Origin of the sequence: Arthrobacter pascens, assembly GCF_017052465.1 — a bacterium.
In the GTDB taxonomy this organism is placed as follows: domain Bacteria; phylum Actinomycetota; class Actinomycetes; order Actinomycetales; family Micrococcaceae; genus Arthrobacter; species Arthrobacter pascens.
Map to the genome: position 1 here is coordinate 1 of NZ_JAFHKT010000146.1, position 11555 is coordinate 11555.

Consider the following 11555-nt stretch of genomic DNA (forward strand, 5'->3'; position numbering starts at 1 on the left):
CCCCGGCCCCTGGTGGGCCCCCCCGCCAACCCCCCCGCCCCCTGGTTTTACACCCATTCCCGCGGGGGCCCCCCCCCTTCCCCCCCCAATGTGGGGCCCCCGCCGTCGTACTCGGCGCGAACGGACACTTAAGCCCCGGGGGCTTAAGTGTCCGTTCGCGCCGAGTACGACGGCGGCTCCGCACCTTTCGTGGGAAAGGTGCGGAGCCGCCGTCGTACTTCGTGGAAATCCCTGGGGACGTGGTCTAGGCCGGTGGGCCCACGCTGCCGAGGGGCCCCAATCGAGCTTGCGAGATTGGGGAGGCAGTGGGGACTAGGCCAGGCGGGCCTTCAGGCCCTCAAGTTCCTGCTGGAGGGCCTCCGGCAGCGAGCTGCCGAAGTTGGCGAACCATTCCTCGATGGATGCCAGCTCGGTCTTCCACTCTTCAGGGTCGACGCGCACGGCCTCCTCCACCTGGGCCGGGGTCATGTCCAGGCCCTTGAGGTCGATGGATTCGCCGGTCGGCACGAAGCCGATCGGGGTTTCAACGGCATCAGCCTTGCCTTCGAGGCGTTCGATGGCCCACTTGAGGACGCGTGAGTTGTCCCCGAAGCCCGGCCAGGCGAAGCCGCCCTCGGCAGTGCGGCGGAACCAGTTCACCAGGAAGATCTTGGGCAGGCGCTCCGGGTTGGCCTTGGCGGAGAGGTTCACCCAGTGGTTCAGGTAATCACCTGCGTCGTAGCCGATGAAAGGGAGCATGGCCATCGGGTCGCGGCGTACAACGCCAACCGCGCCGGCGGCTGCAGCCGTGGTTTCCGAGGAGAGCGTGGCTCCCATGAAGATGCCGTTGGACCAGTCGCGGGACTGGGTGACCAGCGGGATGGTGGTCTTGCGGCGGCCGCCGAAGAGGATGGCGGAGAGCTCCACACCGTTGGGGCTGTGGTATTCCTCGGCGAGCATGTCGATCTGGTCGATCGGCGTGCAGAAGCGGGAGTTCGGGTGGGCAGCAGGCTTGTCCGAGTCCGAAGTCCAGGAGTTGCCCTGCCAGTCGGTGAGGTGCGCAGGCACTTCCTCCGTCATGCCTTCCCACCAGACGCCGCCGTCGTCGGTCAGTGCGACGTTGGTGAAGATGCTGTTGCCCTTGGCGATGGCTCGCATGGCGTTGGGGTTGGTGCCCCAGCCGGTGCCCGGAGCGACGCCGAACAGGCCAGCCTCGGGGTTGACGGCGCGGAGCTCGCCCTCCTTGCCGAAGCGCATCCAGGTGATGTCGTCCCCGAGGGTCTCCACCTTCCAGCCTTCGATGGTCGGGTCCAGCAGGGCAAGGTTGGTCTTGCCGCAGGCGGACGGGAAGGCCGCGGAGACGTAGTACGTCTTCTTCTCCGGCGAAGTCAGCTTGAGAATCAGCATGTGCTCGGCCAGCCAGCCCTCGTCGTGTGCCATGACGGAGGCAATGCGCAGGGCGTAGCACTTCTTGCCCAGCAGGGCGTTTCCGCCGTAACCCGAACCGAACGACCAGATGGAGCGCTCCTCGGGGAAGTGCACGATCCACTTGTCGGGGTTGCACGGCCAGGGAACGTCAGCCTGGCCAGCCTCCAGCGGAGCGCCGAGGGAGTGCAGTGCCGGAACGAAGAACGCGTTGGTCTCGGTGATCCGGTTCAGTACGTCCGTGCCGATGCGGGCCATGATGCGCATCGACGCCACAACGTAGGCGCTGTCCGTGATCTCCACGCCGAACTTGGGATCCTCGGCGTCAAGGTGTCCCATGACGAACGGGATGACGTACATGGTGCGGCCGCGCATGGAGCCGGCGAACAGACCGCGCAGCTTCTCCTTCATCTCGGCCGGGGCCATCCAGTTGTTGGTGAAGCCGGCGTCATGCTCCTTTTCGGAGCAGATGAAGGTCTGCTCTTCAACGCGGGCCACGTCGGCGGGGTCAGAAAAGGCCGCGAAGGAGTTGGGGAACAGGTCCTGGTTGAGCCGCTTCAGCGTGCCCGCGGCGACGAGTTCGTCGGTCAGGCGGGTGTTCTCTTCCTCAGAGCCGTCGACCCAATGAATCCGGTCCGGCTGGGTCAGCCCAGCGACCTCTTCAACCCATGCCAGCAGGCCGGCATGTGTGGTGGGTGCTTCCTCAATCAGAGGCAGTCGCGCCAGATGGCCCATTTCGGTTCCCTTCTTCGGGTTCAGTGGTGTGTCCTAAATGCTATTTCCGATCATCTAGTCCATTTCCTCGTCAGACATCAGACGTCCGGGCCGCAGAGAGAGGAAAACCCCGGAAAATCAAGGGTGCTGGATTGAGAATTTGCTAAATTCGTGACGAAGGTCACATAGACCGGTCTAGTAGTGCATATTACACACCGCTCGATTTGGAACTACGGGCGTCCTCGCGTAAAGTTATTCGAGGTTCGGGGCGAGCGGAAAGTTCGCCAGGGACCGGAAGATGCGCCCATAGCTCAGCTGGATAGAGCGTCTGTCTACGGAACAGAAGGTCAGGGGTTCGAATCCCTTTGGGCGCACAGAAAGAAGATCCGCACCGGAATCCGGTGCGGATCTTCTGCTTTAAGCCTTGGTTGACGCCGGCGTTATTGACGCGCCTGACGCTGCGGCGATCGGGCGGTGGTGCCGCCGCGTGCGGCACCGCGCCTTACTCCCCCACGGCCTCCCGGATGCGCCGGCGGATGCCGTCGAAGTGGCGGGTCAGCTGTTCGGAAGCCCCGGCCTTGTCACCGGCAGCGACGGCCGTGAAGATGTTGCGGTGCAGAGCCGCCAGGGCAACGAGGTCCTCGCCGTCGGGCCCGATCTCCGAGTGGATCTTGCGGTACACCCTCCAGAAGACGCCCAGCAGGTTGAGCAGCAGCTCATTGTTCAGGGGCGCAAAGAGCCTGCTGTGGAAATCAGAGGCGGCTTCCATGAAGGCCTCCCCGGACGCTGCCAGTTCCTCCATCCGGACAACGGCCGCTTCGATGGCGGCAAGCTCCTCCGCGGTCATGACGTCCATCGCGCTTCCGATAAGCCCGGATTCCAGGGCCTGGCGCACGTCCACTAGCTGCAGCGCTTCGAGGCCATGGTGCCGCAGCGACAGCCTGCCGCGGAAGATGAGCCCGTCTGCAAGCGCCTCGAAGTTGCTGGGCGCCACGAACATGCCGAAGCCGTGGCGGATCTCAATGACCCCGAGGGCCTGCAGCACTTTGAGCGATTCCCGGAGGGTGTTCCGCCCTACGCCCAGGGCAACGCACAGCTCGTTCTCGGTGGGCAGGGCATCCCCGGCTTCGAGTTCGCGCTCCAGGATGAGTTCCATGATGTCCGACTGAAGCGCACGGAGGCGGGCCTGGGCGCTGAACCGCGCGGGCGGCACCATGTTGGCGGGCGGCATTGGAACTCCTTTGCGAGGCTGTTTCCACCGTATCGGATGTCCCATGTCCTCCGGACGGGATGCCTCCCATTATTACGCCGGAGGCCGGCACGCGTGGGGCGCGGCGCCGGCACGACACCGGGCCCGGTGGGCCACGCCCGTCCCGCCGTGCAGGCCGGAGGCGGGCGTAGGCTGTTGCCATGACGCCACATGCTGTTGAGCGGGAAGTTGATGTCGTTGTGATCGGTGCCGGCGCCGCCGGGGAAAACGTTGCGGACCGGGTGGTGCAGGGCGGCCTCACCGCAGTGCTGGTGGAGGCCGAACTGGTGGGCGGTGAATGCTCTTACTGGGCCTGCATGCCGTCCAAGGCCCTGCTCCGGCCAGGCACGGCCCTGCACGGCGCACAGTCTGTCCCCGGAGCCAGCGAGGCGGTCACCCGCACCCTGGATGCCGCGGCCGTCCTCCAGCGCCGCGACTCCTTTACCTCGCACTGGCAGGACGACAGCCAGGTGGAATGGGTGGACGGCGCCGGCATCGAGCTGCTCCGCGGCACGGGCCGGATCACGGGCCCGCGGACCGTCGAAGTAGCCGGCCTCGACGGCAACCCCTACCAACTCACGGCGCGTCACGCCGTCGTACTCGCCAACGGATCGACGCCGATCACGCCGCCCGTCGAGGGGCTTTCCGGGATCCGGTACTGGGGGACGCGCGAGGCAACGTCGGCAAAGGAGGTGCCGGAGCGCCTGGCCGTCCTGGGAGGAGGGGTGGCCGGGACGGAGCTTGCCCAGGCCTTTGCCCGGCTCGGATCAGCCGTCATGCTGATTGCCCGCAGGGGCCTGTTGGGGAACTTCCCGGAAGAGGCCGCCAAGCTGGTGGAGGCAGGACTCCGCGCCGACGGCGTGGAACTCCGCCTCAACACGACAACCCGCAGCGTCCGCCAGGACGACGACGCCGCGTTCACCCTGACGTTCGGGGACGGCGACACCCGCTCCGTGGACCGGCTGCTCGTGGCTACCGGGCGCCGTCCCGCACTGGAGGGACTCGGCCTGGAAAGCGTGGGGCTTGCCGCCCGCGACGGAAAGCCAATGACGCTGAGCACCGACTCCACAGGACTGGTCAGCGGAGCTGCCGGAACGGACGACGGACCCTGGCTGTACGCCATCGGCGACGCGGCGGGCAAGGCCTTCCTCACCCATCAGGGCAAATATGAGGCGCGGGCCACCGGTGCCGCAATCGCCGCCCGGGCCAAGGGCGAACTGCAGGGCGCGCCCGAGGCCTGGAGCCGCTATGCGCAGACCGCCGATGAGCATGCCATTCCCAACGTCGTGTTCACTGATCCCGAGGTGGCGAATGTCGGCCGTTCGGTGGAGCAGGCGAGGAAGGACGGCTACAGCGTGTCGTCCGTGGAGCTGCCCATCTCCGTGGCCGGCTCATCCCTTCATGCTGAGAATTACGAGGGCTGGGCGCAGCTCGTGATCGACGAGGACCGTCGTGTGCTGCTCGGCGCCACGTTTGCCGGTCCCGACGTCGCCGAGTTGCTGCACGCGGCGACCGTCGCCGTCGTCGGCGAAGTCCCGCTCGACCGGCTCTGGCACGCCGTCCCCTCGTACCCCACGATCAGCGAAGTCTGGCTGCGGCTCCTGGAGAAGTACGGCCTCTGACGCCCGGCCGACGTTCTCTTGGCAGCGCGAACTGGCAGCAAATGCCCTCAAGTGCGAGTTTTGAGGGCATTTGCTGCCAGTTCGCGCATGACGGATCGATCAATCTATTTGAACTGACTGGTCAGTTCAGTTAACCTTGGAAGCAGACGATCCCTGCGAAAGGCTTTCCTTGCTCTCGGCACAACAGCTTCATGTGAACGGGCGGCGGCACTCGCTGCTCCCGCCCACCTCACTGCAGGCCACCCGCGGCGAACTCCTGCTCGTGACCGGGGGCCGCCAGGACCAGCGCACCGCATTGGCGCTCACCCTGAGCGGCCGGATGAAACCGGACGCCGGAACGCTGAGCTGGGACGGTAACCCCAGGACAAGGCACCTTCGCCTCGCCAGCGCCGTGGTGGACGCCCCCGGCGTCAACGATCCCGAGCAGCACCTGAGCGTGCGCGATCTCGTCACGGAGGACCTGTCCCTCGTGCCGCGCCGCTACCGGGGAGCACTCCGCAGCATGCCCTGGCTGAAAATCAACAGCTTCGGGGACATCGCCGGGATGTGGACGGAACAGCTCCCGGCCCGCCGCCGCACGGAGCTCCTCACGGCACTCGCCCTCGCGAACCCCCGCACCGATCTCCTGGTCCTGGACTCGCCGGACCGGCACAGTGCCGACACCGCTGACTGGCTGCCCAGGCTGGAAGCCCTGGCGCACGACGGCGGCAGGCCGCTCGCCGTCGTCGCCGCCGTCAGCGCCCTCCCGGACAACTGGGCGGGACCGACGGCGGCGATCGGCAATGCGGTGCCGCATGAGGCCGCCGGACCCGCAGGCAGCCTCCCGCAAGAAGAATCCGACGATGAACCGGAAGAACAACCCGAAACCGAGGACGCCAAGTGACTGTGCTCCGGCTGGCCGGCTCTGAACTCAAGCGGATGACCGGCGGGCTGCTGCCCAAGCTGACCATCCTGGCCCTGGCCCTGGTGCCGCTGCTCTACGGCGCCGTGTACCTCTACGCCAACTGGAATCCGTACGACAACCTTGACAGGATCGACGCCGCGCTCGTGATGGAGGACGCCGGCGCACCGGCGGGCGACGGGACGCAACTGCGGGCGGGCCAGAAGGTGGCAGAAAGCCTCATCGAGGACCGCGTGTTCAACTGGCAGCCCGTGGCGTCGGCGGCTGAGGCCGACCAAGGTGTCAGCGACGGAAAGTACGCCTTCGCGCTGAAGATCCCGGGCGACTTTTCGGCGAGCCTGGCTTCGCCGGGCGACTTCGACACGGCCACCCGGGCCATGCTCAACGTCACCACCAACGATGCCAACAACTACCTGCTCAGCACGATCGTGGACAAACTGACCACGGCCGTGCATGACTCCGTCGCCAAGGATGTCGGCGAAGAAACCGCCAACCAGCTCCTCACCGGCTACGGGACCATCCATACCCAGATGGTCAAGGCGGCAGACGGTGCGGCCAAACTGGCCGGCGGCGTCACCCGCCTCCGCGACGGCAGCGCCGCGCTGCACCACGGCTCCACCCAGCTCGCGGCCGGCGCCGCGGAGCTCTACACCGGCCAGGTCAAACTGCGCGACGGCGCCACTCAGCTCTCCGCCGGAGCCGGCCAGCTGGGCAGCGGACTGGCACAGCTCGAGGCTAAGACCGCCGGGCTGCCAGCCGATTCGCAGAAGCTCGCCGACGGCGCCGCCCAGGTGGCCGCCGGAAACGCCGCGCTGAACACCAAAGTCCAGGACACCGTCGCGCAGCTGGACGCCGCGGACAACGGCCTCCGGGACCGGGTCCGGGAATCCAACGCCCGGCTGGTCGCCTCTGGTGTCCTGACCCAGGAGCAGGCTGCCAAGGTGCTTGCCGAATTTGACGCCGCCTCCGCGTCAGGTCCCGTGACTGGAGCCAAGACGAAGATCCAGGCCGACGCCGCACAGATCCAACAGCTCGCCGACGGCTCAGCCGCGGTGAGCGCCGGGGCGGCCAAGCTGGCCGCAGCCACTCCGGCCTTGACGGACGCCATCTCGGCGGCGTCCACCGGTGCCGACCGGCTCTCCGCGGGAGCAACCGCGCTCGCCGCCGGCGGCGAGGCGGCGGTGAGCGGCACAGCCTCGCTGGTGGACGGCGCCAAAAAACTCGACGACGGCGCGGCGCAGCTGGAAACCGGCGCACATTCCGCAGCGGACGGGTCCACAACGATGGCCGGCGAGCTGGCAAAGGGTGCCGGCAAGGTGCCCAATCCGGACGGACAACAGAAGGAGAACCTCTCCGGCGTCATTGCCGACCCGGTATCGGTCAGCAACGTCTCGCAGGCGAAGGCGGACTCCTACGGCGCGGGCCTCGCTCCGTTCTTCCTGTCCCTGGCCCTGTGGATCGGCGTCTTCATGCTGGTCCAGGCCATGCGTCCGGTCACCCAGCGGGCCCTGGCGTCGAATGCGCCTGCCTGGAAAATCGCGCTCGGCGGCTGGCTGCCGTTCCTGGCGGTATCCGCCGTCCAGGCGAGCCTGCTCGTCCTGGTGGTCAATGGGGTGCTGGGGCTGGACCCCGCCCACCCGGTGCTTATGTGGCTGTTCCTGCTGGTCGCGGCCATGGCGTTCAGCGCCATCATCCACGGCGTGGTCGCGCTGCTCGGTTCACCGGGGAAGCTGGTGGTGCTTGTCCTCCTGGTCCTGCAGCTCGTCTCCTCCGGAGGAACGTTCCCCTGGCAGACCATTCCGCAGCCTTTGCACCTGGTGCACCAGGCCCTGCCCATGGGCTACGTGGTCAACGGCATGCGGCACTTGGCCTACGGCGCCGACCTCAGTATGATCCCGTCCACCGTTGCGGGCCTGCTTGGCTACACTTTGCTGGGGATGGCACTCTCGATGCTCGCCGTCCGCAAACACAAGTTCTGGACCCTAAAGACCCTGAAACCGGAGATCGCCGTATGAGCACGTCGGAAGCGGGTCCGCCGGACGAGCCGCCTGCGGCTCCTGCCGCGGCCAAGAAGCTCCGCCCGGCCCGGACGAATGCCACGAAACAGAAGCTTTTTGAGGCGTCCATGGAGCTCATCGGCGAACGGGGCGCGGCGGGCGTCACGGTGGATGAGATCGCCGCGGCGGCCGGAGTGTCCAAGGGAACGGTCTACTACAACTTCGGCAGCAAATCGGATCTGATCGCCCAGCTGCTGCGGCATGGCGTGGACATCCTGGAAGCACGGCTGCTCAGCGTCACGGGCGCATCGGCGGACCCGCTCGCCGGAATGGACGCCATGGTCGGACAGGCCATGGACTTCATGGCAGAGTATCCGTCCTTTGCGAGGCTCTGGGTCAGCGAAAACTGGCGCACGCCCAGCGAATGGCAGGACACGTTCGCCGAACTGCGGACCCGCCTGCTCGCAGTGATCGGCGCGGCCATCGACGGCGTCGCGGCGAAGTACCCAGTGGATGCTTCCATCTCCCGCGGAAGCCTGGAAACGGCGATCTTCGGAGCCTGCTTCGTGGTAGGGCTGGACCGCCAGACATACAACCCCGAGCGGACCCGTGACCAAAGTGTTGCAGCCATCATGGCAATCATGCGCGGCTACGTCCTGAAGCAGCCCGATCCTCAGGGATGATTGGTCCCATGGGCCACATGGGCAACAGCGGGAAGATAGCCGTCGGAGCGTTCTTCGCTTCCCTCGGCATGCTCGTGCTGACGGCAATCACCCTTGAGGCAGCTGCGCTTCTTGCGTTCGTCGGACTCGTGGCCGTGGGCTACGTGGCTTCGGTGGCGGAAGCCTTTGCCCGGCGCCGCCACCTGGCCCTCCTCGTGGGCGCGGCGGGGACCAGCGCGTTCATCGGGTGCGCCATCGCGTTCCTTCGGATGTGGGGCCTGGCATTCAACCAGGATCCTGCTGCCCTGGGCGAGGCCGTGGCCACGACCGATTCGGACATCTACTTTTACCTGGCTGCCGCCTCGGCGGCGCTCACTCTTCTGGTGCTGTTCGCCGCCGCGGTCTGGCCGTCACGCCGCCAGGCGCGACGTCGGTCCCGCACGCCCGCCCGGAGAGGCCGCCCGGCGTCCTCGCGCGCTTCAGCCGGCCGCCCGGCGTCGCCACGCCCACCGGCGCAACGCCAACAGCGCCAACCGGCCCAGCCCCAGCCGGCCGCACGCCGGCCGTCGGCACAAGGCCAGCCGGCGCAGCGCCAGCCCGTCCAGCGCCAGCCGGTCCAGCGGCAGAGCCGCAGCGCCGGGGCGGCCAAGCCGCCCGCGGGTCCTCAGCGAGCAGCCGCGCCCCGGCCCGAGGCCCGGCCCGCCGCCGGGCGGCCCCGCCGCTGACCAGGGGTCAGCGGAATATGCTGTACGGGCCCCATCCGCTGCCCACCTGCCGGCTGCCGGTGAACTGATTGGTGCCGAGGCTGTAGTGGAACAGCCGCCCGTCGGCGGCCTTCGCCGTAAGCCCGCGGGTTCCCGAGCCCAGGAACCCGAACGAGGCATGGGACTGGGCGATGGCATTCCAGCCGTTCGCCAGCTTCCTCCGCGGCTCCGGCACGAACCTGGCCGCGCCGTCCGACCTGTACAGCAGGAGCTCGCCCGTTGACCTCGTGACCAGCAGGTCCTGCCGGCGGTCGTTGTCGAAGTCCGCCATGGTCAGCTTCATTCCCTGGAAGCCGAAACCGATGCGCTGCGGGGCGCCCAGTGCACCGCCGCCGGGGTTCGGGTAGTAAACCATGGTGCCGTCGGCCCCGGTTCCCACTACTCCCGGATAGCGGTGGCCGTTATGCCACCTGCCCACCGTGATGTTCATGGCCTGCCAGCCGTTGGCTCCCACGATGATGGGGCTGAGGAATCCGCCGGAGCCCTTGCCGCGGTACACCGTCAACCTGCCCGTGTTCCATTGGGCCACGATGTCGTTGATTCCGTCGGAGTTCCAGTCCGCGATGAAGCCCGATTTCAGGCCCGTCCATCCGGAACTGCCGATCTTCACGCGCGCGCCCAAACCGCCGCGGCCGTTGGCGGGATAGTTCCAGAGCGCCCCGCCGGGATCGGCGGCCAGCACGTCGGCAGCGCTCCTGATGGTGGGCCTGAGCGAGAAGTACTGCTCCATCGTTGGGATGGCCCGGCTCTTCATGTCGATGGCCAGCGCAACCCCCACGTAGCGGAGGTGCCACGGCTCGTACGTGTAGCCCGTGATGTGGGTATAGCCCTGCGGGTACCGCACGATGAAGCCGAAGCGGTGCGCGTTGGCCGCCACCCAGCGTCCGCCCGCCGTGTCTCCGAAGCAGGCCGTCAGCCCGCAGCCGCCGCCGACGTTCCCCACGTCCATGGCCAGGCCGGTCTGGTGCTCGCTGTAACCGGGACGGGCAGAGATCTGGTCTGCATACGCCTGGCCATAAATCTGGACGTAGTAGTTGTACAGGTCACGCTGGGTGGCATAGGACCTGTAGCCGCTCACGACCTCCAGTGAATGCCCCGCAGCCCGCGCTGCGGTGAACAACTGGTTTGCCGCCGTGGAGACGCCGCGCCGCAGAACGTGCCCGGTGCCGTTCCATGACACCAGGTCCGGCGGAATGAACTGCAGCGGGTTAAGCGGCCGGGTTTTAGTGACCAGGACCCAGGGGTGGCTCGGAGTGGTCACAACACTCGTCGACAACTGCTCGCCTGACGGCGCTGCCTGGGCTGCCGGAGCACCGGCCAGGAACAAAGCAAGAACTACGACGGCGGCAGCGCACCGCCGGGCATACGCCCGCCACTGCATCCAACCAGAATCACGCATGGCGGGCCCTTCCCCCTAGACGACGCTAGGTTAAGAGTACCCGCGCGGCTGACCTGCTAATGTGCGCGCGGAACCTTGAAGTGGGTGATTCGCGCGTCCTGCCCATCCAGCTCCGCCCACGATTTTTCGGTTTCGAGGACGGTCAGTCCACTGGTGGGAAAGCGCGTGGCGGCATCCATGTAGGCGTCGTGGTTCGAATCGCGGGACGCGAGGTGCATGGCGAGGTCCTGGACCCCGGGCATATGGGAAATCACCATCAGCGTGGTGACGGTGTCCGGGACGTGGTTTATCACCGACAGCATGCGCAGCGCAGAAGCGCCGTAGAGCCCGTCCTCGAGTTTCGGCGTCGGTGCTTTGTCGCCCAGCTCGCTGCACACCCAGGTGCAGGTTTGCCTGGTCCGCAAGGCACTCGAGCACAGGATGAAGTCGGGGACGATGTTGTGCTTGACCAGCCATTTGCCCGCCAACGGAGCCTCGCGATGGCCGCGCTCTTCCAGCGGCCGGTCGTGGTCCGCCACGCCGCCGGGCCAATCGGCCTTGGCATGGCGCATGATGACCAGCCGCTTCTTGTGGTGCCCACTCATGGACTCACCCTACTACCCGGCTGGCGGGCCGGCCGGGCAGTGCCCCGCTCAGTCGTCCAGGACGAACGTCACTTCCAGCACCACATGCCATGCCACCACTTGACCGTCGGCGATTTCGACTTTCTGTTCCTTAACCCAGGCGCCGGAGACACCGCGCAGTGTCTTGTTGGCGCGGGCAATGCCTTCCTTGATGGCGTCGTCAAAAGAGGTTTTGGAGTTGGCGCTCAAGGTAGTGATGCGTGCGACGGACATGGTCTTC

General features: G+C 67.1%; 10 protein-coding genes and 1 tRNA gene. 6 read left to right on the forward strand and 5 right to left on the reverse strand.

From position 1 onward, the window contains the following. Positions 1-312: 312 nt before the first annotated feature. Positions 313-2139 carry a phosphoenolpyruvate carboxykinase (GTP) gene (locus JYA52_RS15775; RefSeq protein WP_205654119.1) on the reverse strand — a complete coding sequence of 609 codons (1827 nt, stop codon included), beginning with the start codon at positions 2137-2139 and terminating at the stop codon, positions 313-315. A gap of 279 nt (positions 2140-2418) precedes the next feature. On the opposite strand from JYA52_RS15775, the gene JYA52_RS15780 reads away from it, so the two are divergent. Continuing rightward, positions 2419-2492: transfer RNA gene (locus JYA52_RS15780), tRNA-Arg, on the forward strand. A gap of 128 nt (positions 2493-2620) precedes the next feature. Here JYA52_RS15780 and JYA52_RS15785 read toward each other — a convergent pair. Beyond that, complete coding sequence (locus JYA52_RS15785; RefSeq protein ID WP_205654120.1) at positions 2621-3349, reverse strand: FadR/GntR family transcriptional regulator; 729 nt, start codon at positions 3347-3349, stop codon at positions 2621-2623. Between the two features lie 179 nt (positions 3350-3528). Here JYA52_RS15785 and JYA52_RS15790 point away from each other — a divergent pair, with 179 nt between their 5' ends. The 5 genes from JYA52_RS15790 to JYA52_RS15810 all read left to right on the forward strand — a co-directional run bounded on the left by JYA52_RS15790 (position 3529) and on the right by JYA52_RS15810 (position 9274). Continuing rightward, positions 3529-4989: a dihydrolipoyl dehydrogenase family protein gene (locus JYA52_RS15790; RefSeq protein WP_205654121.1), complete on the forward strand. Its 1461-nt coding sequence runs from the start codon at positions 3529-3531 to the stop codon at positions 4987-4989. Between the two features lie 169 nt (positions 4990-5158). Further along, a complete protein-coding gene (locus tag JYA52_RS15795; RefSeq protein WP_240460427.1) occupies positions 5159-5872 on the forward strand; it encodes a P-loop NTPase family protein in 714 nt (237 codons plus the stop codon). Continuing rightward, entirely contained in the window at positions 5869-7905 is a 2037-nt protein-coding gene (locus tag JYA52_RS15800) for a YhgE/Pip family protein (RefSeq protein ID WP_205654122.1), read from the forward strand. Before JYA52_RS15795 ends, JYA52_RS15800 begins: the two co-directional genes overlap by 4 nt. Further along, complete coding sequence (locus tag JYA52_RS15805) at positions 7902-8570, forward strand: TetR/AcrR family transcriptional regulator (protein ID WP_205654123.1); 669 nt, start codon at positions 7902-7904, stop codon at positions 8568-8570. Before JYA52_RS15800 ends, JYA52_RS15805 begins: the two co-directional genes overlap by 4 nt. Before the next feature lie 17 nt (positions 8571-8587). After that, positions 8588-9274, forward strand: a complete 687-nt coding sequence (locus JYA52_RS15810; protein ID WP_240460428.1) for a hypothetical protein — start codon at positions 8588-8590, stop codon at positions 9272-9274. Between the two features lie 7 nt (positions 9275-9281). Here JYA52_RS15810 and JYA52_RS15815 read toward each other — a convergent pair whose 3' ends face one another. From JYA52_RS15815 to JYA52_RS15825, 3 genes are read right to left on the reverse strand one after another with little or no spacing between them, the layout of a single operon-like run. Continuing rightward, positions 9282-10712, reverse strand: a complete 1431-nt coding sequence (locus JYA52_RS15815) for a D-alanyl-D-alanine carboxypeptidase family protein (protein WP_205654125.1) — start codon at positions 10710-10712, stop codon at positions 9282-9284. Positions 10713-10768: 56 nt separating this feature from the next. Further along, the gene (locus JYA52_RS15820; RefSeq protein ID WP_205654126.1) at positions 10769-11296 is read right to left on the reverse strand and encodes a SixA phosphatase family protein; all 528 of its coding nucleotides are present in this window, start codon (positions 11294-11296) and stop codon (positions 10769-10771) included. A gap of 48 nt (positions 11297-11344) precedes the next feature. Further along, entirely contained in the window at positions 11345-11548 is a 204-nt protein-coding gene (locus JYA52_RS15825; RefSeq protein ID WP_205654127.1) for a dodecin family protein, read from the reverse strand. Positions 11549-11555 lie beyond the last annotated feature (7 nt).